The 21,630-nt window shown below is 62.1% G+C and carries 20 protein-coding genes and 1 tRNA gene; 3 read left to right on the top strand and 18 right to left on the bottom strand.

Going from position 1 to position 21,630, the window contains the following annotated elements; all coding sequences use genetic code 11:
* Positions 1 to 130: 130 nt before the first annotated feature.
* Positions 131 to 207, top strand: a tRNA-Arg gene (locus NWV16_RS01930).
* Between the two features lie 65 nt (positions 208 to 272).
* Here the strand turns inward: NWV16_RS01930 and NWV16_RS01925 are convergent.
* The 5 genes from NWV16_RS01925 to NWV16_RS01905 all read right to left on the bottom strand — a co-directional run bounded on the left by NWV16_RS01925 (position 273) and on the right by NWV16_RS01905 (position 4,121).
* Positions 273 to 542 (bottom strand): hypothetical protein, encoded by a 270-nt coding sequence (locus tag NWV16_RS01925; RefSeq protein WP_260521758.1) that lies wholly within the window; start codon positions 540 to 542, stop codon positions 273 to 275.
* 20 nt (positions 543 to 562) lie between these two features.
* Positions 563 to 1,174 carry a hypothetical protein gene (locus NWV16_RS01920; protein WP_260521757.1) on the bottom strand — a complete coding sequence of 204 codons (612 nt, stop codon included), beginning with the start codon at positions 1,172 to 1,174 and terminating at the stop codon, positions 563 to 565.
* Positions 1,171 to 1,752, bottom strand: coding sequence for an RNA polymerase sigma factor (locus NWV16_RS01915; RefSeq protein WP_260523470.1), 582 nt, complete (start codon positions 1,750 to 1,752; stop codon positions 1,171 to 1,173). Before NWV16_RS01915 ends, NWV16_RS01920 begins: the two co-directional genes overlap by 4 nt.
* A 29-nt stretch (positions 1,753 to 1,781) precedes the next feature.
* A complete protein-coding gene (locus tag NWV16_RS01910; RefSeq protein ID WP_260521756.1) occupies positions 1,782 to 3,473 on the bottom strand; it encodes a VWA domain-containing protein in 1,692 nt (563 codons plus the stop codon).
* Positions 3,474 to 3,560: 87 nt separating this feature from the next.
* A complete protein-coding gene (locus NWV16_RS01905) occupies positions 3,561 to 4,121 on the bottom strand; it encodes a YbhB/YbcL family Raf kinase inhibitor-like protein (protein WP_065257467.1) in 561 nt (186 codons plus the stop codon).
* Between the two features lie 137 nt (positions 4,122 to 4,258).
* Between NWV16_RS01905 and NWV16_RS01900 the strand changes: the two genes are divergently transcribed.
* Positions 4,259 to 5,788 carry an apoptosis inducing factor family protein gene (locus tag NWV16_RS01900; protein WP_260521755.1) on the top strand — a complete coding sequence of 510 codons (1,530 nt, stop codon included), beginning with the start codon at positions 4,259 to 4,261 and terminating at the stop codon, positions 5,786 to 5,788.
* On the opposite strand, the gene pgaD is transcribed toward NWV16_RS01900, so the two are convergent.
* The 13 genes from pgaD to NWV16_RS01835 all read right to left on the bottom strand — a co-directional run bounded on the left by pgaD (position 5,781) and on the right by NWV16_RS01835 (position 20,918).
* The gene (gene pgaD, locus NWV16_RS01895) at positions 5,781 to 6,314 is read right to left on the bottom strand and encodes a poly-beta-1,6-N-acetyl-D-glucosamine biosynthesis protein PgaD (protein WP_065257465.1); all 534 of its coding nucleotides are present in this window, start codon (positions 6,312 to 6,314) and stop codon (positions 5,781 to 5,783) included. The two genes, NWV16_RS01900 and pgaD, sit on opposite strands and share 8 nt — an antisense overlap.
* A complete protein-coding gene (pgaC, locus tag NWV16_RS01890) occupies positions 6,311 to 7,666 on the bottom strand; it encodes a poly-beta-1,6-N-acetyl-D-glucosamine synthase (RefSeq protein ID WP_065257464.1) in 1,356 nt (451 codons plus the stop codon). Before pgaC ends, pgaD begins: the two co-directional genes overlap by 4 nt.
* 1 nt (position 7,667) lies before the next feature.
* Positions 7,668 to 9,665: a poly-beta-1,6-N-acetyl-D-glucosamine N-deacetylase PgaB gene (gene pgaB, locus NWV16_RS01885; protein ID WP_260521754.1), complete on the bottom strand. Its 1,998-nt coding sequence runs from the start codon at positions 9,663 to 9,665 to the stop codon at positions 7,668 to 7,670.
* A 12-nt stretch (positions 9,666 to 9,677) separates the two neighbouring features.
* Complete coding sequence (pgaA, locus tag NWV16_RS01880; RefSeq protein WP_260521753.1) at positions 9,678 to 12,161, bottom strand: poly-beta-1,6 N-acetyl-D-glucosamine export porin PgaA; 2,484 nt, start codon at positions 12,159 to 12,161, stop codon at positions 9,678 to 9,680.
* Between the two features lie 254 nt (positions 12,162 to 12,415).
* Positions 12,416 to 13,927, bottom strand: a complete 1,512-nt coding sequence (locus NWV16_RS01875; protein ID WP_260521752.1) for a YdgA family protein — start codon at positions 13,925 to 13,927, stop codon at positions 12,416 to 12,418.
* Positions 13,928 to 14,127: 200 nt separating this feature from the next.
* The gene (locus NWV16_RS01870) at positions 14,128 to 14,763 is read right to left on the bottom strand and encodes an NADH:ubiquinone oxidoreductase subunit N (RefSeq protein ID WP_065257460.1); all 636 of its coding nucleotides are present in this window, start codon (positions 14,761 to 14,763) and stop codon (positions 14,128 to 14,130) included.
* Between the two features lie 92 nt (positions 14,764 to 14,855).
* On the bottom strand, positions 14,856 to 16,298 hold the full coding sequence (locus NWV16_RS01865) for an efflux transporter outer membrane subunit (protein ID WP_260521751.1): 1,443 nt from the start codon (positions 16,296 to 16,298) through the stop codon (positions 14,856 to 14,858).
* Positions 16,295 to 17,179, bottom strand: a complete 885-nt coding sequence (locus NWV16_RS01860; protein WP_260521750.1) for an HlyD family secretion protein — start codon at positions 17,177 to 17,179, stop codon at positions 16,295 to 16,297. Before NWV16_RS01860 ends, NWV16_RS01865 begins: the two co-directional genes overlap by 4 nt.
* Positions 17,176 to 17,385 (bottom strand): DUF1656 domain-containing protein, encoded by a 210-nt coding sequence (locus NWV16_RS01855; protein ID WP_065257457.1) that lies wholly within the window; start codon positions 17,383 to 17,385, stop codon positions 17,176 to 17,178. The genes NWV16_RS01860 and NWV16_RS01855 overlap by 4 nt, the downstream gene beginning before the upstream one ends.
* The gene (locus NWV16_RS01850) at positions 17,382 to 19,445 is read right to left on the bottom strand and encodes an FUSC family protein (RefSeq protein WP_260521749.1); all 2,064 of its coding nucleotides are present in this window, start codon (positions 19,443 to 19,445) and stop codon (positions 17,382 to 17,384) included. Before NWV16_RS01850 ends, NWV16_RS01855 begins: the two co-directional genes overlap by 4 nt.
* Positions 19,442 to 19,870 (bottom strand): MarR family winged helix-turn-helix transcriptional regulator, encoded by a 429-nt coding sequence (locus NWV16_RS01845; RefSeq protein WP_065257455.1) that lies wholly within the window; start codon positions 19,868 to 19,870, stop codon positions 19,442 to 19,444. Before NWV16_RS01845 ends, NWV16_RS01850 begins: the two co-directional genes overlap by 4 nt.
* A 211-nt stretch (positions 19,871 to 20,081) precedes the next feature.
* A complete protein-coding gene (locus NWV16_RS01840; protein ID WP_260521748.1) occupies positions 20,082 to 20,327 on the bottom strand; it encodes a DUF2789 domain-containing protein in 246 nt (81 codons plus the stop codon).
* 129 nt (positions 20,328 to 20,456) lie between these two features.
* Positions 20,457 to 20,918: an aminoacyl-tRNA deacylase gene (locus tag NWV16_RS01835; protein WP_260521747.1), complete on the bottom strand. Its 462-nt coding sequence runs from the start codon at positions 20,916 to 20,918 to the stop codon at positions 20,457 to 20,459.
* A gap of 184 nt (positions 20,919 to 21,102) precedes the next feature.
* Between NWV16_RS01835 and NWV16_RS01830 the strand changes: the two genes are divergently transcribed.
* Positions 21,103 to 21,630: an NfeD family protein gene (locus tag NWV16_RS01830; RefSeq protein WP_260521746.1), complete on the top strand. Its 528-nt coding sequence runs from the start codon at positions 21,103 to 21,105 to the stop codon at positions 21,628 to 21,630.

Below are 21,630 nucleotides of genomic sequence, written 5' to 3'. Positions count from 1 at the left end.
GCCACGAGAGCGTTTTGCAGGACGTTACAGCCTTTTGGAATGCGCCCCGAACCCGACACAAACACTGACAATGGCCCGGCAAAAACCGGCATGGACGCCCCGAGCCGACCTAGGTATGATGTCGCCCGCTGCACCAGTAGCTCAGCTGGATAGAGTACTGCCCTCCGAAGGCAGGGGTCGTGGGTTCGAATCCCGCCTGGTGCGCCATGAACAAAACGAAAAAGCCCCGGACTGCAAGGTCCGGGGCTTTTTTGTGTCTGCCGACTGACGACTCACTCCGTCGTCCAGTCAAACTCGTCGTACTCATCATCGTCTTCTCCGTCCTCGATCCACTCCTCATCGAAAACGTCGTCCTCCGGGTCTTCCTCAGCCTGTCTGGCCAGAAGAAACTCCTTGCGACTCTCCGTCACTGCCCGCCGCATTTCCTCACCCTTCACCGGGCAGTTGAGCATTTGGGCGATGCGGTCGATTTTTTGGGCCACGGCATCCTCCAGCGCATCGGCAATGCCCCGATAGTGCGCGTTTTTGCAGGGCAATGCCAAATGGCTGGACGATCAGCCGGTCAGTTCTGGCGAATTTGTTCCAGACGCAGGTCCAGATTCACACTCGGGTAACGCTTGTGCAGATTGTTGTACAGAGCGTCAGCCGCTTGCGATTGACCGGATTCGCGCAAGCGCAGGACTTCACGAAGCTGCTCATCCAGACCATTGGCCGGGACGGCGGCGCGTTTGCTGATTTTGGCTTCTTCTGCCCTGTCGGCGCTGATCGATTCGCTTTGCATCGGCGCAGCCATTTCCGCCATCGGAGCAGGCGCGGGTGCGGACAGCGCGCCCGTGGGGGCCGATAATTTCCTGGCGTCCACGGCTTCCTTGCGGGGCAAGGGTGCAGCCGGTCTGGCGGCAGGGGCAAAATCATAATGAGCCACCGGCTCCGGAGCGCGTTGCACCAGCGACAGCATCAACGCAATGCCGACAAGACTGGCGAAGGCCACCTGGTAGCGCGGTGTCTGGCAGATCCTGAGCCAGCGCTGCCACAGGTTTGCTTTGGGCACCGAGGCCTGGCGACGCGCGGCATCGAGAATCAACGCATCGAGATTCGCCGGCGGTTCGCCATCCTGTTGCTCGCGAAAGTGCCTGAGCACTTGCTCCTCGGGTGTCTGGCGCATGTCCGTCATGTCAGTACCTCCTCGGCCAGCAGCCGACGCAGTTTTTGCTGGGCGTAGCGCAAGCGGCTCTTGACGGTTTCCAGCGGTGTTTCGGTAAGACTGGCGATTTGCGCCAGATCGAGGTCGCCCTGGGCGCGCAGCAGGAATACTTCACGCTGCTCGGCAGGCAAGGCTTGCAATGCGCTGTCCAGGCGTTGGCTGTCGCGGCTCAGGCTCAAGAGTTGTTCGGGGTCGCTCGCATCATCACTGACCGCATGGGTCTGCTCGTCGTAGCTGTCGTACAGCGGTTGCCGGGTACCGTGCTTGCGCCAATGGTCGATCAAGCGATTGCGGGCAATCTGGAACAGCCAGGTACGAAAAGTCGCCCGGCCTTGTGGCTGACTGTCACTGCGGATCAGGCTCAACCAGGTTTCCTGATACACCTCTTCAGCCAGTTCCGGCTTGCCGCTCAAACCGAGCAGAAACCGGTACAGACTCTGGCGATGCCGGGCATACAGGATTTCGAACGCCCTGCCCTCGCCCTCGCGATAACGGGCCAGCAACGATTCGTCGCTGCTGGCCTCAAGGTTGTCGGCGCTGGCAAACAACTGGCTGATAAAGCCCTTAAGACGGCTCACTATTCAACCCGTCGCTCGGTTGGCAACGTATTGGAAGCGATCGAGGCCCGCAGACTCTGTGCCAGCTCCACCAGTTGCACGAATTCGTTGCGCAGGCCGAATCGGTCATCGCCCAGGGCACCGCGAGCAAGGGTTTCGGTGTCCTTGAGGCTGAAATCACCGGTGTAACGACCGTCCTTGAGCTGTTGGGAGAACGCAGCAACGGCGGCAGCAAAACGCAGGTCTTCGCTGGCCGGTACAACCTGGCTGGCAATCGGTCGCTCGATCAGCAGACTTTTCCCACCCTCAGGCTTTTGATATCGCACACGCAGCATTGCCAATTCTCCGCTCTTTCCGGAAGCAACCGACTCCGATTGACCGTAGCGCAGCGGCTCCAGCCAGCCCTTCTCGCCTGTCGGGACAATTTCATACAGCGCCGTCACCGTATGCCCTGCACCGATTTCACCGGCATCGACCTTGTCATTACTGAAGTCCTCACGCTTGAGCGCGCGGTTTTCGTAACCGAGCAGCCGGTATTCACTGACCTGCGCCGGGTTGAACTCCACCTGCAACTTGACGTTTTTCGCCACCACGGCGAGGGTCGAACCCAACTGATCCACCAATACCTTGCGCGCCTCGCGCAGGTTGTCGATGTAGGCATAGTTGCCGTCCCCGGCATCCGCCAGTTGCTCCATCAGGTGTTCATTGTAGTTATCCACACCGAAACCCAGTGTGGTCAGGGAAATCCCGGTCTTGCGTTTATCCACAGCCATTTGCTTGAGGCTGTCGAAGTCGCTGACGCCGACGTTGAAGTCACCGTCGGTGGCCAGCAGGATGCGGTTGATCCCTTTGGCGATGAATGCTTGTTGCGCCATCTGGTAGGCCATTTCGATGCCGGAAGCGCCAGCGGTCGAACCACCCGCCGTCAACTGCTCGATGGCCGTGCGAATTTTCGCCTTTTCCCGTCCGGAGGTCGGCTCCAGCACCACTCGTGACTCGCCGGCATACACCACCAGCGACACGCGATCCTGTTCACGCAATTGATCGACCAGCAACTTCAGGGTGCTTTTGACCAGCGGCAGTCCCTCACGACGATCCATCGAGCCGGATACGTCCACCAGAAATACCAGATTGGCCGGTGCCAGTTCCGCCACCGAGCGGTCGGAGGCCTTGATGCCGATGCGCAACAAACGGGTGTGCGGATTCCACGGCGTCGCGGCCAGCTCCGTGGTCACGCCGAAGGGTGATCCGTCGGTGGGCAGCGCATGGCCGTAGGGAAAGTAATTGACCATCTCCTCCAGCCGAACCGCGCCCTCTGGCGGCAAACGACCCTGATTGAGCAGTCGGCGGACGTTGGCATAGGCACCGGTGTCGACATCGGCGCTGAAGGTGGAGACGGGTGTTTCGGCAACGCTGTGGATCGGGTTATCGGCCAGGTTGGCATATTGCTCGCGCGGCTCGGCGCGATAGCCCTGTGGATAACTTTCCCCGGCAGGCATCGGGGCGAAACTGGCCATCGGCGCTATGGGTGCGCTGCGTTTGGCCAGCGCGCGATCAGCCATGAGCGCTTCGTGCTGCACCGAAGGACTGGATTCGGGCTGTGCCGGTGGTGGCACGGCAGCCGATTCCGGACTGGAGGAAACACCGCAACCGGCGACGACCAACAGCACACCGGCAGCCAGGGGTCGCAGAAGCATCGAAGAAAGAGACATGGGGGCTGACCTCGAGGAAGAATTGATCCATTCAACCTCTGAGACGGGCAGCCCTTTCAGTTCGGGTTAAACGCCGCTGAATATTTTTCAGCGGTGATAACGCCGCACCGCACTGCTGTTGCGCAGCACATGGCCTTTGATCTTTTCCAGCAACTGGGCGCGGGTCAGGCCGGCCGGCAACGCATCGGGGGCCAGGTCCAGGGCGTAGATCTGAATGATGTAGTGATGGGCACTGTCACCGGTCGGCGGGCACGGACCGACATAGGTGGTCGTGCCTTTGCTGTTGGTCCCGCCGACGCCTTCGAAGGTCGGCTTGGTGCCGATACCGGCAGGGATCTGCCGGGTCGTGGCCTTGATGCCGTAATGAACCCAGTGATCGACACCCAGGCCTTTCTGGCCGTCCGGATCGTGCATCACGATGGCATAGCTCTGTGTGGCGGCCGGGCCGGCGTTCCAGCTCAGCGCCGGGGACAGGTTCTTGCCGCCGCAACCGGCAGCGTCGCTGGCGGCGGCCGCGGTGAACAGACGATTGTCCGAAACACCGGGAATGCTGAGGGTGAAGCGTTCCTGGGCCTGCGCCGGGAACTGCACGCAAAGGGCGACGGCAACGGCCGCCAGCCAAGGGTTGAGAGAGGTCAATCGGGTCATCCGGGAGCACCTTGTGCAGTTGGGCCTTCGTCGGCCTGCAAACTATAGCCGTACCGTTCGCACCGTGGCAGTGGGAAATGGCTGAACCTCGTGATCCGGACCAGACTCGTAAGAGAAATACCCCGTGGAGCACACTCATGTCCCTGCATCGTGTCGCCCGTTTCGCCGATGTACCTGAAGACCGTGGCCTTGAAGTGCAGATCGGCGACTGCCGGATTGTTCTGTTGCGCACGGCTGGCCAGTTACGCGCGTTTCAGGGCGAATGCCCGCATGCCGGGGCACCGCTGGCGGAGGGTGCCGTATGCCATGGCCGGTTGATCTGCCCTTGGCACAAGGCAGCCTTTCGTCTCGAAGATGGCGCCTTGTGCGAACCGCCGGCGCTGGACAGCCTCAAGCGCTACCCGCTGGAACTGCGCGGTGATGATGTCTGGGTCGATGACCAGCCTTTGCCGGAGCCTCACAGCCCACCACTGGACGACCAACGCACCTTTGTCATCGTCGGTACCGGCGCCGGAGGAACGGCGTGTGGCGCCGCCCTGCGGGAGAAAGGCTTTGGCGGGCGGATCGTAATGATCGACCGCGAACCGGAAGCCGGCTATGACCGCACGGTATTGAGCAAATTTGTCCTGTCCGGCGAGATGCAATCACAGCAAACCCCGGCCTTGCGTGATGAAGACTTCTACCGCGAGCACCACATCAACCGGGTTTCAGGCGAAGTCGTGGCCCTCGATGCGCCGACCAGAACCCTGCATCTGGCCGATGGCCGGACGCTGAATTACAGCGCCGCCGTCCTCGCAACCGGCGCGACGCCCGATACGCTGACTTTGCCCGGTGCAGATCTGCCGCAGGTATTTGTCCTGCGCTCGCGGTCCCAGGCCGGACAGATCATGAGAGCTGCAGAGCCAGGACAACGCGCCGTCATCATCGGTGACAGTTTCATTGCCCTCGAGTGCGCTTCGGCCCTGCGCCAGCACGGTCTCGAGGTGACGGTGCTGGCGCGCCACGCCACGCCCTTCGCGACGCAGTTCGGTGAGGCCACGGGCAAGGCTGTCCGCGCGCTGCACGAAGAGAACGGGGTGAAATTCATCGTCGATCACAGCGCCCGGGAGATCACTGGCGATGGCAGGGTCGAGGCGGTGTTGCTCGATAACGGTCTGCGTCTCTCGGCGGATCTGGTGCTGGCGGGGATCGGCGTGCATCCGGCGACCGCGGCGTTCACCTCATTGCCACTGGAGGACGATCAATCGATTCGGGTCGATGCCGGCATGAAGGTCACCGACCACCTGTGGGCCATCGGTGACATCGCCACCTTCCCGTCATGCGGCAAGCCGACACGCATCGAACACTGGCGCCTGGCCCAGCAACACGCACGGATTGCCGCCGCCAATATGCTCGGCGCCGACGAACACTACCTCGACGTGCCGTATTTCTGGACCTGGCACTTCGGTCGCAATTACGACTATCTCGGCCATGCCGAACAGTGGGACGCCATCGAATTCATGGGCGAGCCCGAACAGCCGCCCTTCATCGGCCTGTTCGGCGCCGACGGCCTGGTGGTGGCTGCGGTGGCCTGTGAACGGGAGCGCGCCATGGCGCTGTTGGCCGAACGCCTGAAGCAGCCGCTGCCCATGGAAGAGGCCTGGCGGCTGATTCGCGCGGTCAGTTGAGCCGGTTCGTGGGATCGCGGTTATCGTCGTCCTCGGCGTGCAGAAAGATCACCCGCGGGTGCTCGAGCGGAGCCAGCGGTGGCGGCAGTTCCGCAGGTTCAACCGGCCACAGGTGCGGCACGACATGGCTGACATCACCGTCCTGATTGTTGTGGATGGTGATGACGCCCGGGCTGCGCAGCTTCTGCAGGCGGTCATCGCACAGCTTGAAGCTTTTGCTCAAACCATCATCGTCGACCACCGGCGCGGCCAGACGACGCTGGGCGAAACTGCGGCTCTTGCGCTGTTGATAACGGGCCCAGGAAATCAGGATCACGGCATTGATCAGCGCCACCCACAGATAAACCTGCAGCGTGCCCAGGGCCTCGAACGCCGAGTTGTCGATGCGCGGGCCGCCGGCATGGGTTTCAATCAAAGGCCACAGTCCACGTACCAGCAGATACAGCAGGCCGACCCAGGCCAGCACGGTGAGGATCACATCGATCACCACCAGAAAAGGTCGCTGGCGGGTCCGGATGATTTTCATTTGATGACCTCCTCTTCGTCGTCCCCGACCGGCTTGATCCCCCGATCGGGACTGACCCAACGCGCACGCTTCTGATGCTGGCCGAACAGCACCTTGGGAAAGCTGACCAGCGTGGTCAGCAGACTGATGAACCAGAACACCAACGGATACCAGACCACCCAGAACATAGTCCGGCCGAGGCCCGGTTCGTAACGCCGGTCAATCACGATACTGACCGCGAACTGCACCAGGCAGACAAACGCCAGCAACAGCCCGGTGAACGCCGGCGGCATCAGGTGATGCACGGCAATTGCGTCGGGCAGGACCACGAATTTGCCGACGGCCCAGAAGATGACCGACAACAGGAACGTGAACGCCCAGCCGGTCGAGAGGCAGTATTCGAACAGCAGCGGCCACAGGTAGCGATGGCGGTACTGCCAGATCCCGCGAATATTCTTGAACAGTACTTCGGCGCCGCCCTGGGCCCAGCGCAGGCGCTGTTTCCACAGACCGCGCAGGGTTTCCGGCATGAGGATCCAGCACAGGGCGCGGGGCTCGTAGAAGATGCTCCAGTGATCGAGTTGCAGTTTCCAGCTGATGTCGATGTCTTCGGTGATCATGTCCGGGCTCCAGTAGCCCACCCGGTTCAGCGCGGTGCGGCGGAACGCGACGATCACACCCGACACCGTGAAGATCCGTCCGAATACCCGCTGCGTGCGCTTGATCAGGCCGATGATCGACGAAAACTCGCCGACCTGGACTCGCCCGACCAGTGTCGAACGTGTGCGGATCCGCGGGTTGCCGGTCACCGCGCCAAGCCGTGCGTTGTCGAGCATCGGCGCCACCAGGTAGGCGGCAGTGTTCGGCGCCAGCAGCGCATCACCGTCGATGCATACCAGATATTCGCTGCGCGCCGCGATGGCGCCCATGCGCAGGGCCACGGCCTTGCCCTGGTTTTCCGCCAGGTGCAGCACCCGCAGTCGTGGGTCTTCCTTGGCCAGGGCATCCAGCACTTGCGCGGTGTTGTCCTTGGAACCGTCGTTGATCGCGATGACTTCGATGTTCGGGTAATGCTGGGCCAGCGCCGCGTGAATGGTGTCGGCAGCGTTGTCGCCTTCGTTGTAGCAAGGGATCAGGATCGAAATCAGCGGTTCACCTGCCAGCGGCGGCGGCAGCGTGTCGTCCTTCCACGGCCAGTGCCGCTCCCAGTGCAGCCAGAAATACAGGCCGCCGGAAATCCACAACCCGGACATGAACAGCGGGTAGAAGAACACGAAGTCCATCAGGAATTGCCCGGTGACCAGAAAGATCAGCCCCAGCGGGACGCCGAGGACGATCGCCAGAACCAGCAGGGCCAGCAGTCTATCCAGCATGTCATGGGTTCCATTTGTTGGAGAGCGCAGGCCGCACGGTTTTCAGGTCCGGCAGGTTCTCGAGGAAGTTGTCCGGGTAGTAGCCGAAACTGGTCGCGCCCTGGCGCTTGAGACGCCCCATCCAGTCGGCCAGTTGTGCGCCGTCGATGTCGGCCTGATCCTTTTTCGTCCAGTCCCGGGCCTGCAGTTCGAACACTGTGCGATCCAGCGCACCGGGGCGCTGCTTGATCTTCGCCACCAACTCTTCCAGCCACGGGCCGGATTGCGCCTGGGTCTGTTTTTCCATGAGCGGCATGGCCATCGGCGCCGTCCAGTCGTAGCTCACGAGGAAATCGTCGAGGTTCTGCGCGAACCAGGCTTCGCTCTCGGGATTGAGAATCGGCTCGGCGAAGAGGTTGCGCGCAGTAAGCACCTGCGGTCCCCGGATTGCCCGGACCTTGGCGGTCAGTTCGTGGGTGAAGTCGATCAGGTAACGGCTCTTGAACCGGGTCCAGCGCTGCATGGCCGCCGGATCATCGCGCAGGGCCGCAATCGAGCCCGGCAGACCGTGGGCAGCGTAGGCCTTCAGGGCTTCAGGGCTGGCGTCCTCGAAGTCCGACAGCACGGCGTCGTCGTGGTAGAGGATGCCGTCGACCGAAGTCAGGCGCGCCACGTCTTCGTAGATCTCACCGATGATCCGCCGCACTTCGGGATCGAACGGCGACAGCCGCTTGTACTGATCCGGGTCGATCGACGTGGTGCCGGTCTGCGGATCCCAGCGCGTGACCCGCGGCAATTTCGGATCCAGTGCAAAGCTCAGCACCGGCATCCAGGCAAACACTTTCACGTGGGCCCGGGTACGCAGTTGCCAGGCGACACGGTCGAAGATATCGGCACGTATCGGCAGATGACGGTTGGGGAAATACAGCGAATGCACCAGTCCATCGCCTTTCGGATCGGCGAAGGCTTGCAGGAACACGGTGTTGGCGCCCATGTCGGCCATGCGCTGGATCAGCTTGCCGAGGTTGACTTCCTGTTGTGCGGGGTCCGGGTCATAAACATTGTCCAGGTCGACGTGCACCACACGCATGGGAGAGTCGGACTGCACCGCGACGATGCTGTTGGCAAAGTGCTCGCCATCCGGGTCTGACGCGACGAGAAAACGCGGGCTGCTCATCAGATTGTCGAGGGCATCGAGACCGTCATCGAGGGTCAGAGCCATTTCGTAACCCTGCTCGCCCACGACCGTCAGCGAAGTGCCATCCGCCGTACCGTAAGGCCAGACCCAGACCCGAGGTTTCTTGCCGGTGGCCTTGCGGATTTTTTCCGAAATGGCGGCCACGTCAGTGCGGATCCGCGCCTGGAAATCCGCCTCGGATTCATAGCGTCTGGTCACTGGATCGTAACGCCGGGTCGCGGCCGCCGGCTGCATGTTGCCTTGCGGGTTGGCGAGGATGCCTTTGTGGCTGGCATCCGTGTGGGCGGCGATTTCCACGAGGCCCGATTGCGAGATTTCCCGTATCTGATCCCACGTCAGAAAATCGGAGCGCTGACGCGGAGTCCCGGCGAAATCCACGGGCTGATTCAGCGGTGTGTCGATCCAGACGCCCACTGGTGCCAGCAGCGCATGCCAGTTGTAGGCGCGCAGCACCGGCATCACGCGGGTGTAGAAACTCGAATAGCCATCGTCGAAGCTGAGCAGGATCGCCTTGGGCGGCAGTTCCGCGCCGCCCTTGCGCGCGGCCATGATCTGATCGACCGTCACCGGCTTGTAGCCGTTTTCCCGCAGCCACGCCAGTTGCTCGATCATGCGCTCGGTGCGCACGGCCACCACGGCCTGATCGGGGTCGCGATCCTCGACGTCGTGATAGGCGATACCCAGCACGTGGTTTTTCGGCCACGGCTTCTCATTGGCCGCCACCGGACGCTCGTACGGCGGCGCGAAGGCCGGAGCCTGCTGGGCGCAGGCGCTGACCAGCAGCACTCCCAGCAAAAGGATGAAACGCGAAATCAAAGGCATCTTCAAACTCTTCTAGAAGCGGAAAGTGAGGTCGACGAGCAGACGCAGATCGGTTTCCCGGTCACCGTCGTAGGGCCGGTTGATCACACTGAACAAACCGCCCACCTCGAACACGTCGTTCCAGGCATAGCGCTGGCCGTAGCCCAGCATCGCCATGCCGCCGGTGCCGTGGTCACGCTGGCTGTACGTGCCCGCACCGGCCTGGAACTGCTGGCTCCAGGAGGTTTCGTAGCGGTGGTAGAGCACGTGGTTGACGTTGACCGTCGGCATCACGCTGAAGTCCGACTTCGGGTTGAAGTACGGCACGTCTTCGGATTTGGAGTTATGACTGGTGCTGACCTCCAGACCGGCGTCGACCTGCACGTGGGGGGTGCTGTAGACGCCTTCGCGGCCGGTCAGCAAGGCTTCGACCCGGTTGTTGCCATCGCTGAAGTGCGACGGGCTGACCGACAGTTTCCATTCGCGGCTTTCGTTGGCGCGCCAGCGGATGAAACCACTGCCGCCGTTGGCTTTGATGTTGCTGTTCAACGCACGCAGCGGGGTGTCCGCCGACAGGTATTCAAGACTGCCGCCATACTGCCAGTGGTCATTGATGTCCCGGGCAATCGCCAGACGCGCGCCCTGCTTGTCGCCGTAACCATAGGAATGGTTGGAGACTTCGGCTTCAAGGGTCATGTCGCGGGTGCGCCGTTCCAGACCGACGCGCTGGAAGCGGTGGTTGCCGGTACCTTCAGCGAAATCGCCGGTGGCATAACCGATCCCCGCGAACACACGCCAGTCTTCATCGATCGGCGGGCTGTACAGCGTGCTCTGGATACCGAAATCGCGGCTGCCGCTGACCGCTCCCGCCCCGCCGCTGCCGCCACCGTTGGCCTTGCCGCCATAGGCTTCGACGCGCAGTTCGGACATGTCATGCACCTCACGCTCGCGGGCGGCACGCTGCACCTGACGGTTGTCCGGGAAACGTTCCACGACATCGTCGGTCAGGGCATCCATCTGCCGCCATTCCTGAAGCGTCATGGCGGTACGGGCCTGAGCCACTTCCAGGCCCATGTCCCGGGGCACCATGCTCTCGACTTCCTTGAGTTGGGTCTCGGCGCGGCGCGGCCACTGACGCGCCAGGTAAAGATCGGCCTGGGACAGACGCAGGCCCACGTTGCCCGGCGCCTGATCGACCAGCGTCTGCAAGCGATCCTCACCATGGGGCAAGTCCGCGCCATAGGTGCCGGCGGCCTGGGCCGACAGCAGTTGCGCATCCATCCAGTCGTCGCTGGGGTTACCGATCGGCAAGCCCTTGAGTTCGACGCGTGGTTTCTCGTTTTTGGCCAGGTCCTCGGCGACCTTGCGCGCTTCTTCGGTGCGGTCGCTCTCCAGCAGCGAGTAATACAGTGCGGTGGTGTCTTCGAGGCGATCACCGGCATCGGCGTCCGGTGCCGAGAGCACCTGGCGATACAGGTCGGTGGAGACTTCCGGCTGACGCTGATCCAGGTAGGACGCAGCCACCCAGCGCAGGGCGTAGGTCGGGATCTTTACGCCTTCGGCTTGCAGTTTCTGGTATTCGGTAATGACGTCGGCAGTACGCGCCCGGGCCTTGAGCGCGCCCATGCGGTCGATGCGCCAGCGGGTCACATCGTCGTGGGCGCCGGCATCCGGAGTCCAGGTGGCGAGCAGTTTGTCGTAGTCGGCCAACGCCCGGTCTGCGATCACATAACGTTCTTTTTCGCTGCGGGTCGCGAATTCGGCGAGACGCACCCGTTCGGCAGCCAGATCGCCTTCGAGGCGGCGCAGGGTCACCGGATCGATCAATCCCGGACGCTGGTTGGCCAAGCGCAGCGCAGGCTCGGGCAGACGGGCCTTTTGCAGGGCGACCACGTATTCACGGGCGACTTCCGGTTTGCTGCCGGCGCGAACGAAGGCCTGGTCGTATTCGAACAGTGCGTCGTATTGTTTGCCGGCACGGGTCAGGGCGTAGCCCAGTGCAAGGCGGCGCGAAGGATCATCGGGTTTGGCGGCAACCAGCGCCCTGGCGCGGGTCACGGCTTCGTCGGGTTTGCCGGAGTCAGCCTGGGTCAGCGCCAGACCGAGTTGCAGGTCGGCATTGTTCGGCTCCAGCGCCAGGGCTTTGTTGTAGACCTCGATAGCCTGATCCCAGCGCTTGAGATTGCGATAAGCGCGGGCGGTGGAGGTCAGGGCCTGAATCGGCAATGTGCGGTCGCGTCCCTGGGTCTCGTAGACCTGTACCACTTCCGCATCGAGCCCGGCCCAACTGGCGATTTGCAGATGATCGCTGATCTGCCCCGTGGTGGCCTGGGCTGGCGGCACCTGACGCAAAGCGGTCAGCGCAGGCGTGTAATGGCCTGCACGGGCATCGAGCACCATTTGATCGTAGGCCGTATCGGCCAACGCAAGCGCAGGCCAGAGCAACTGGCTGCACAGCGCGACTCGAAACAAAGGGCGTAAACCACGATGTAATACAGGAACATCAATACGCGGCATTCGTCAGCATCCTTACATGGCCAGCCGGGTAGCTACGCCCCCCTTGCCCGATTCGTGACGGCGGCCAAGTCAGTATCACTTGGCCAAACTTATCCAAGCAGTCTTGCACGCAAGCGTAGACCAATATTCAGAACACAATATTTGTTCAGATTCATGACCGAAAACACCGCTTCGCGCCGCCGACGAGAACGCCAGACAGCAAAACGCCCGGCCTTCGCGGATAGCGAAGGCCGGGCGCCGGGTATTGCGAAGGTTTACTGTTCCTGGCTGACGCTGACGCCGGCGAATTTACTCATCAGGAAGCCGACGAATTGCTCGACGGTCATCTTCTGGCCGTTGAACTCCACCTGATTGGCGGCGTAATGCAATTTGGTCGTCACATGTGTGCCATCCAGCGTCGCCAGTTGCGAGCCCACGGCCATGCCCGAGAACATGTCAGCGGCAGCGCTGGCCTGATCGACAATGGCTTTGGCGTCGGTCTGGCCGTCGACCTGCGCCTGCACGCTGAGCAGATCCACCAGCATCGGCTTGGACACCTGCACATTGAGGTCGAGCAGGGCGATCAGTTGCTTGCCCAGTTGATCCGGCGGCAGGTCCATCGAAGCCGGTTTGGTCAGGTCGAGCACCAGATTGGCACGGCTCTCGCCGTTGGCGGTTTTCAGCGACAGATCTTCCAGCGCCAGTTGCGGCCCGGCGGCCAGCAGTTTCTGCAGGTCAGCCTTGACCTGCGCGGACTCGGCTTCGGTCAGATTCAGCTCCGGTGCCGGCAAACCGGCGGCGGTCGCTTCGGCGGCGGCCTGCTCATAAGGCTGCAGTTTGGTCTGATAGATCTGCATCAGCGACATCGCCGACGGAATGTCGAGATTCTTCAGGCTCATGGCCAGGTTGGCCGAACCGATTTTCTTGTCGTTGAGCGTGATTTCACCGATTTTGTAGTCCGCACGACCGGAAGCGCTGCTGCCGTTCTCTTCGGTGAGGTTCTTCATTTCGAAGTTCTTCACGCCCAGCACCGACTGTTTGGCACCGAAGGTAGTCTTGCTGCCGGTCAGCTCCAGCGTGTTCTCGCCGGTGTAGTAGCCGTAGCTGCTCTTGGTCAGGTTGCTGGCCAGGGTCAGGCCATTGAGCTCGACCTGAACCGGCGCCTGATCTTCGGCCACGGTGGTCAGGTGCAGGCTGTCCATGTAACCGTTGGCCTTGACCTTCTGCGCCTGAGCGCTGGCGGAAATGTCCATGTTCAGCCCGGAAAACTTCAGGCTCGTCTTGTCGTCCAGCGCGGTTTCCAGCGGCAGCAGTTCGATGTTGCCGGTGGTGGACTGGTCGTAGCCGATATTGACCACACCTTTCAGTGGCGCGGCGCCCTTGGTGGCGGCGAACCATTTTTCGGTAACCGGGGTCTTTTCCAGCTCATAGTGACTGGAGGCCATGACCGGCAGCCATTTCAGCGATACCAGACGCGAGAAAGGCAGCGGACCGTGTTCGATGTGATCGACGAACAGCAACTCGACCGGCGCTTCGCCGAACATCTCGCCTTCGCCCTTGAGGCGATAGTGTGCAGTACTGCTGAAGGTATGACGCTCCAGCGACACCAGCTCCAGCGATGCGCTGCCGTTGGAGCCGGCCATGGCGGCCTGCAGCTCTTTGTTGGCGTCGACGACGGCGTTGTTGAGCACGCCTTCGATCCTGGTGCCGGTGTACCAGGCCCCGCCGACGCTGATGGCGCCGATGGCAACAACGATTCCGAGAAGCACGCCTGCTGATTTATTCATGAATGACCTGATCGATTTCCGTGGCTGAAGGTGTGGTCGTCTTCCGTGAACCCGTGACCGGGCCGTGGCTCGACTCCGCTGAATTTAGCGGTGGAGATTAGCACTGGCCGCAGGCGGCGGCCCAATGTTTAAAGGTTAAAGAGTGTCCACAGGACATGGACAAACAAAAAGATCGCCGGATTCGGCGATCTTTCGGAAGGTCAGGAATACTGCACCTCGATTTCATCCAGCTGATGATCGAAGCTTTTCAGCCGTGCGCTCCAGGTGTACACCAGCACCTCGAAATCCCGGTCGATCACCGCCCCGCCAGGACCGTCGCCGCGCGGGTCGCAGAAGTCCAGCTGATAACGCTCACGGGCCATGGCCGTGGCGACGTCGGACAGTTCCCGGGCGTTGTTAAGCCAGTGCCAGCCTTCATCGGCGACTTGCCTGTCGAGTTCCAGGCATTGTTTTTTCAAGGCTTCGAGGCTCTTTTCCAGCGGGGTGCCGGTCAGTTCGCCCATGACTTCGGCGAAGGTGCGCCCCGGTTGCCAGTAGCTGCCCCAGAAGTAGCGGTCGAACACGGTTTCGACCTTGCGCAGCGCGACTTTGGTGTCCCAGATCAGCAACAGGGTCTTGCTTTGTTCAAGCTGTCTTTTTTTGAGCCGCTGCACCTGCACCGACGCCCAGGCCACCACCACGATCGCCATGACCGCGATCAACGCGGTCGCGCTGTCGAGGAAGACCATCGCCTTGTCGATTTGATGGGCCAGCATGATGCCGTAGAAATAGGTGGCCGATAGCAGCACCAGTGCGACCAGCGCGCACCAGAAGCCGAGAGCGTAAGGGTTTTTCATTATTGGTTTCCCCTGGACCTGCGCTAGCAATGTGCACTGAAAAGGCGCCTTGCTCAGGGCGCCCCCCAACACTTCAAAGCATAGCAACGGCTTCAGGGTTTGCTGGCGCTCGAGGCTTGCGTTCGTCCGCTTTCCCAGCCGCCGCCGAGGGCCAGGAACAGATCGATCTGGCTCATGGCGACCTGGGTGTTGGCAGCGGCCAGTTGCGCGGTGACATCGGTGTAGGTGCGAGTGGCTTGCAGGTCGGCGAGGAACGACTCGCGGCCCGCCTGGAAGAAACGGTGAGTCTGATCAGCTGCCAGCTTCGCCGATTGCTCGGCATCGGCCAGGGCATCGCGGCGTTGCAGCAGCGCAGTGTACTGAGCCAGGCCGGTCTGGGTTTCGCGAATGGCATTCAGCACCACGCCATCGAAATGTGCCAGTGCACCCTGGGTCGAAGCCTCGGCTTCACGAATCCGCGCCCGCGCAGCGTTGGTCGGCACCTTCCAGCTCAGCGACGGACCGAAACCCCAGCGATTGGTCGACGGATCGCCAAGATCGGAAACAATCCCGACCGTGCCGATCGTCGCGCCAAAGCTGATGTCCGGGTACAGCTCGCCGGTGGCGATGCCGATCCCCGCGGTCGCAGCCGCCAGTCGCCGCTCGGCCTGGCGGATGTCCGGACGACGCTTGAGCAACGCGGCGCCATCGCCGACCGGCACCAGTTGAGCGATTTTCGGCAGCTCGGCGCAGGTCGCGGTGCCGGCCGGCAATTGATCGACCGGTTTGGCCAACAGCATCGACAGACGGAACAGACCGGCCTGACGCGCGGCCTCATAACGTGGCAAATCGGCACGCAGCGACTTGAATTGGGTTTGCGAGCGCGTGACCTGTGTTTCATCGCCGCGCCCGGCATCGCGCAGACGCTGGATCAGCTCGGTGCTCCGGGATTGCAGGTCAAGGGAATGCTCGGCGATTTCCCGTTCTTCGTTGGCCGCACAGACCTGGGTATAGGCCCGGACGACATCGGCCACCAGAGTGATGCGTGCGGTATCGGCTGCGGCCTGGGTCGCGTCGGCGTTGGCTTTCGCCGCTTCGATCCCGCGTTGCAAAACACCCCACAGATCGAACTGATACGAGGCACTGATGCCGATATCGGCGACGTTGGCCACCGGGACCTTCTCCGGCAGCAGGAACGCCTGACCGGACTCCTGCAAACGCTGGGCGCCCATTTTCACGCCGCCGCTCCAGCCACCGGCCGCCTCGGCCTCATCGACCTGTGCACGGGCCCGCGACAGATTCGCCGCCGCCACCCGCAGATCGGTGTTGGACGCCATGGCCTGCTGCACCAGTTGGTCCAGACGCGGATCCCGATACAGCCGCCACCAGTCCGCCGGCACCGGACTGGAAACCACAGGCTTGCCGGCCACCGCCAGGTCACCTTGAAAATCCTTGCGCTGAATCGCTGCGTCAGCGGGCAAGTGATAGTCCGGCCCGACCATGGAACAGGCCGACAGCATCATGCCCAGACCGACGATCATCAGGGCCCTGCTCATTTTGCGGGCTCCTGTTGATCATCGATGATCGACACCGTGGCGGTACGCCCGGCGATCATGCGGAAGTCTTGCGGTACGTCGTCGAAGGCGATACGCACCGGAATCCGCTGGGCCAGTCGCACCCAGCTGAACGCCGGGTTGACGTTGGGCAGCAGGTTGCTGCCGCTCGAGCGGTCACGGTCCTCGATACCGGCGACGATGCTCTCGACATGCCCGCGCAAACGGGCGCGGTCGCCGATCACACGAATGTCCACCGACTGACCGATGTGGATGCCATCGAGTTTGGTCTCTTCGAAATAGCCGTCAATGTGGAACGAGTTACTGTCGACCACCGACAGCACAGGACGCCCGGCGGTGACGAACTCCTGGGCACGCGGCGCACGATCATTGACGTAGCCGTCCACCGGGCTGCGGATCACCGACCGGTCGAGGTTCAGTTGGGCGCTGTCCACGGCCACCAGCGCTTCGGCCAGTGCCGATTGCGCGCGGGCGACTTTCGACTGACTTTCTTCCAGTTGCTCGGTCGGCACCAGATTACCCAGGCCTCGGTTACGCTTGGCTTCACGCTGGGCCTGGGCGAGGGTTTCTTCGCGGTCGGCAACGGCCGCCTTGGCCTGACGCAACGCCAGTTTGAAGCGGTCCTGATCGATGCTGAACAGCACCTGGCCGCGCTTCACCAACTGGTTGTCCTTGACCTCGACCTGTTGGATCAGCCCGGACACGTCCGGAGCGATCTGCACGATATCGGCGCGGATGTGGCCGTCACGGGTCCAGGGGGCGAACATGTAATACATCACCATGCGCCAGACCACGACGACGGCGAAAGCCACGATCAGCAAGGTCAGCATCACGCGACCGATAGTCAAAAACGGTTTTTTCATGTCATCAGGTATCGACTGAGTGCGTCCACGCCGTACAGCATCACGGCGTAGAGGGCCACGTTGAACAATGCCCGGTGCCAGACCAGACGGTAGAAATGCAGGCGTGTGAGCACGCCATGTACCAGCACGAACAGCACATAGGTGATGCCCATCAGCACCAGCAGGGTCGGCAGGAAGATGCCGCTGATATCCAAGTCACCGATCACAGGGGCGCTCCTTCGGGCAGGGGTTCTTCGGGCTCGGCGCTGGAGACGAATTCGACGCCGGGCAACAGCGCCAGCCGCAAACCGCTCAAGGCGTGCAACAGGTGCAGCCGGGTTTCTTCATCGCCGTGGCCGTTGAGCGCACGACGGGTGCGGTCCATGGTCATCAGCAACGGGCTCGGCGCCGGCAGGCGCTCGCCGGCCTTGAGGCAGGTGCGGAAATACTCGCCGACCTCGCTCACCACCTGCTGCAACAGCGCGTTCGGCGCGCCGGTCACGCGCGGGGTGTAGGCCAGCAGATCAAGCAGGTTCAGGCCCACGCGCACTTCACGCATGGCGATGCCGGTGTCCTGACCGGTCAGCGCCAGACGCGGCAGGTGCTGCATCAGGCGGTCGAGCAATTGCACACCCAGTTGCCGGTGCTCGGCGAGGTTCGCCGGTTCGGTCATGTTGACGATGTCTTTCCAGCTGAAACGGGTCAGGCGCTTGGCCGCCAGTTCGGCACCGAACGGGCGGGTGATCAGGGTCCAGATAAACGCAAACAACAGCCCCATCGGGCCCGCCAGGTTGGAGTTGGCGAACGCAAAGAAATCGGCGTCATACGCACCGGAAATGCTGATGAACGACGACGTGTTCACCAGCGTCAGGAGCATGCCGAGATAGAACCGTGGTTGCACCGTCAGGGTGCCGACGCAGATGAACGGAACGGCAAACGCCAGCACCAGCATCGGGAAGTCATGCAGGTTCGGCAGCACCAGAAACAAGTACAGACTGGCAAACAGCACTGACATCCCGGTCCAGAAAAAGAACCGGTAAATCTGCGGTGCCGGGTCGTCCATCGAGGCGAAAAAACTGCACGACACCGCCGCCAGGATTACCGCACTGCCGCCGTCGGTCCAGCCCAGCAGAATCCACAGCACGGAGGCAACGATGATCGCCAGAATGGTCGAAGCCACCGAATACAGCATCAGCCCACGGTCCAGGAACGGCGTCAGACGACCGAGGCGCCAATGGCGATAGACCGCACGCCAACTGTCCTGGCGTTCGCACAGGATCGCGTCCTGCAGACTGCGGCAGTCCTGCCACAGATCGATGAATTCGCCGAGGCGGTACAACGCGTTGGAAAACAGCAGTTGCTTGCGGTCTTCCAGTGCTTCGGCACTTGGCTGCAAGGCTTCGAGCTGATTGCGCAGGGCTTGCCAGCGGTCGAGATCGGCATCCTTGAAACCGAGCCACTCGCGGGTGGCGCTGAGCAGCGGCGCGAACTTTTCCACCAGTTCCGGCGTGCGCCGTTCGAGAGCGTAGAGCGAATCTTCCAGCGCATCGATCACCGGCAGCAGATGAATCATCCGCCCGCGCAGTTCCTTGGTGTTGCGAACCGTCTGCGGTCGCGCGCCTTCGTGGGGCAACTGGCCGATCATCAATTCCAGGCTGTTGAAACTGCCGACCATGGCCATGCGCAGGGCAGTGACTTCTTCGGGATTCACGTCACGGCTGAGGAATTTCAGGCTGTAAGTGGTCGCATCGGCGAACCACTTGCCCACGGCATCGTTGAACACCGGCGCCAGGCGCCGAGGCCAGAACATCGCACCGACCACCGCCGCCACCGCGATGCCGAGGAAGATCTCTTCGGTACGTGCTTCCGCCACGTCCCACACCGCCAGCGGGTTATCCACCACCGGCAGGGCAATCAGCGGCAAGGTGTAGCCGGCGAGCATCAACGCATAGTTGTTGGCGGTGCGCAGATGCAGAGACAGGAACAGCAGAATCCCGGTCCACAACGCGATGACCACCACCAGCACGTACGGGCTCTGGACGAACATCGGCACGAACAGCACCGCCGCAGCAGCGCCGAGGAACGTACCGATCGCCCGGTACAACGCCTTGGAACTGGTCGGGCCGAGAAACGGGCTGGAGACGATGTACACCGTGGCCATCGCCCAATACGGACGCGGCATCTGCATGAGCAAAGCGATGTACAGCGCAATCATCGAGGCCGCGAAAGTACGGATCCCGTAGAACCAGTCGCGGGCCGCAGGAATGCCGGTAAAAAAGCCGTTCACGGATGGATCACCGCTGGCGGGCTCGCCGCCTCGAAAGCTCTCAATACTCGAAGCGTAGCTGCCAGATCACTCTGATCGATGCCTTCGAGCACTTCATGACGCAGACGCACCAGTTCGGTTTCCACCGCTTGCACCAGCTCGCGGCCGGTGTCGGTCAGGCTCAGGCATTTGGCCCGGCGATCCTGGGCGTCTTCAGTGCGGCACACGTAGCCGGCGTGACACAGCTGATCGAGCAACCGCACCAGCGAAGGGCTCTCCATCCCCGCTGCCTGCGCCACCTGCACCTGACGCACACCTTCGCCCAGACGTCCGATCATCAAGAGCGGGACGGCGCAGGCTTCGGAAATTCCGTAGTTGACCAGCGTGGTCTGGCAGATCTTCCGCCAATGCCTGGCGGCCACCACCATGGCACTGCTGATGTTCATCTGGAGGGATTCGAGGTCGTTCGGCACGAGGGAATGCACACACTGTTAGTTTGCTAACTATCAATATGGCATTGGAGGGGAAATTCAGTCAAGTTTTGAAACAAATCCATGTTCGAGTGTGAATTCAGAAAAATGATCTCTCCCTGACTTCTGCGCTGTTTTTTTTACAACCCACCAGTTTTTTTACATTTCGGTCTTTTCAAACATTTCTCTACACCCCCCGCCCCTTCCTCAACATCACATCCAACTGATCCACCACCTCCGCCCAGTCCGCATCGTCAAGAATCTCGTCCCGCAAGAAATCCGCCTGGCTTTGGGTCCAGAAAAACGCGTCACACAGGTGCAGTTCGGGCTTGAGCGGTGAATGGGCGGCGATGAACTGGTCGATGCTGACCGGGTCGTTGGGCAGACCGAGCTGTTTGAACAGGGACGGAAGGCTGTGCGTCGGGTTTTCCATGTCGCAACTCCTGCGAGATTGATAGGGTGTGAAAGGTTTTTCGCGAGCAGGCTCGCTCCCACAGGGTTATCGCAGCGCCTGTGGACGCCAGCCTGCTGACGATTGGCGTCGGCCCGGACGCCGAAAAACCTACTGACTCAACTCCCGCACCTGCGCATGGGGCACCATTCTCAGAAACTCGGGCATGCTCATGTGCAGCAGGTTGTTGTGGTTGCCGGCCTCCAGGTAGATGTCTTTCTGCCGGGTCACCAGCGGGTCGATGACCATGTCCAGGCCATAGGAATCGCCCAGCGGCGGCACCGCGCCACGCTCGCAGTCATCGAACAGGTGCGCCAGGGTGCTTTCGCGGGTGATCTGCCACTCGCCGCTGGTGCGCACTTTGCTCAGGTCCAGATGGCGGCTGGCGGGCAGCACGGCCATCAGGTAATGACCGTGGTGGTCGTCGAGGATCACCGATTTGGCCACCCGTTCCGCCGGAATTCCCGCAACCCGCGCTGTTTCCAGGCTGCTGCTGGAGTGCGGATGGGCGACGATGTCGTATTCGCATTGCGCCCGGGTCAGGCTGCTCTGCACTTTTTTTGCCATGCGCATGATGCACCTCGGTGCCCGCCGACGCTGCGTGGCGGGCAGTGATGAACGTTTTTCCCGCTCTTGAAAGTCTAGTCGGACGCAGGGAATTCCGCTCATTGGCGGCACGGGCGAGTCGACCGGCATTCATCCAGCCCCGGGCTCAACTAGACTGTAAAGAGAACCCCTGACTCTCCCGGAGGGTCACGTGAACATCCATAGCTGTGTATTTGCCCTGTTGCTGCTGAGCGGATCGGCGCTGGCGGCGGACACTTCGCTACCGGCCGCCAGCCCGATCGGCCTGTGGCTGATCACCCTGGGCATCGTGTTTCTGATCGCCGAAGCCGCGTTGCCCAACTACGGCGTCATTGGCCTGGGCGGCATCGTCATGTTCGTGATCGGTGCGCTGATCCTGAGCAACGCCGAATTGCCGGTACCGATGATGATCGGCCTGGGTCTGGTCAGCGCCCTGTTGCTGATCGCGTTGCTGATTCGCGCTCTGAGAACCCGGCCACGCCATCCGGTCAGCGGCGACGCCGGCCTGGTCGGCAGTGTGACGGCAGTGACCGGGGTGGAATCGCAGGACACCCGCAACGGCTGGGTGCAATTACAGGGAGAACGCTGGCAAGTTTCCAGCGCCACACCGCTGCACACCGGGCAACCGGTGCGGGTGGTCGGGCGCAGGGGCTTGTGGCTGCAAGTGGCCGCGACGGATGCGGCACCGCTCGGAGAGTGA

Source organism: Pseudomonas sp. BW7P1 (assembly GCF_024981055.1).
Lineage (GTDB): Bacteria > Pseudomonadota > Gammaproteobacteria > Pseudomonadales > Pseudomonadaceae > Aquipseudomonas > Aquipseudomonas bananamidigenes.
The sequence above is the reverse complement of the archived record's forward strand: the minus strand, read 5'-3'. Positions and strand labels throughout refer to the sequence as shown.

What these genes read in the sequence shown, in the direction of transcription:
- NWV16_RS01900 (WP_260521755.1), top strand. Translation starts at nt 4,259, where the DNA reads ATGTCCCTGCATCGTGTCGCCCGTTTCGCCGATGTACCTGAAGACCGT.
- NWV16_RS01920 (WP_260521757.1), bottom strand. Translation starts at nt 1,174, where the DNA reads ATGACGGACATGCGCCAGACACCCGAGGAGCAAGTGCTCAGGCACTTT.
- NWV16_RS01910 (WP_260521756.1), bottom strand. Translation starts at nt 3,473, where the DNA reads ATGTCTCTTTCTTCGATGCTTCTGCGACCCCTGGCTGCCGGTGTGCTG.
- NWV16_RS01835 (WP_260521747.1), bottom strand. Translation starts at nt 20,918, where the DNA reads ATGCGCATGGCAAAAAAAGTGCAGAGCAGCCTGACCCGGGCGCAATGC.
- NWV16_RS01865 (WP_260521751.1), bottom strand. Translation starts at nt 16,298, where the DNA reads ATGAGCAGGGCCCTGATGATCGTCGGTCTGGGCATGATGCTGTCGGCC.
- NWV16_RS01905 (WP_065257467.1), bottom strand. Translation starts at nt 4,121, where the DNA reads ATGACCCGATTGACCTCTCTCAACCCTTGGCTGGCGGCCGTTGCCGTC.
- pgaB (WP_260521754.1), bottom strand. Translation starts at nt 9,665, where the DNA reads ATGCCTTTGATTTCGCGTTTCATCCTTTTGCTGGGAGTGCTGCTGGTC.
- NWV16_RS01840 (WP_260521748.1), bottom strand. Translation starts at nt 20,327, where the DNA reads ATGGAAAACCCGACGCACAGCCTTCCGTCCCTGTTCAAACAGCTCGGT.
- NWV16_RS01845 (WP_065257455.1), bottom strand. Translation starts at nt 19,870, where the DNA reads ATGAACATCAGCAGTGCCATGGTGGTGGCCGCCAGGCATTGGCGGAAG.
- pgaD (WP_065257465.1), bottom strand. Translation starts at nt 6,314, where the DNA reads ATGAAAATCATCCGGACCCGCCAGCGACCTTTTCTGGTGGTGATCGAT.
- pgaC (WP_065257464.1), bottom strand. Translation starts at nt 7,666, where the DNA reads ATGCTGGATAGACTGCTGGCCCTGCTGGTTCTGGCGATCGTCCTCGGC.
- NWV16_RS01870 (WP_065257460.1), bottom strand. Translation starts at nt 14,763, where the DNA reads ATGAAAAACCCTTACGCTCTCGGCTTCTGGTGCGCGCTGGTCGCACTG.
- NWV16_RS01875 (WP_260521752.1), bottom strand. Translation starts at nt 13,927, where the DNA reads ATGAATAAATCAGCAGGCGTGCTTCTCGGAATCGTTGTTGCCATCGGC.
- NWV16_RS01860 (WP_260521750.1), bottom strand. Translation starts at nt 17,179, where the DNA reads ATGAAAAAACCGTTTTTGACTATCGGTCGCGTGATGCTGACCTTGCTG.
- pgaA (WP_260521753.1), bottom strand. Translation starts at nt 12,161, where the DNA reads ATGCCGCGTATTGATGTTCCTGTATTACATCGTGGTTTACGCCCTTTG.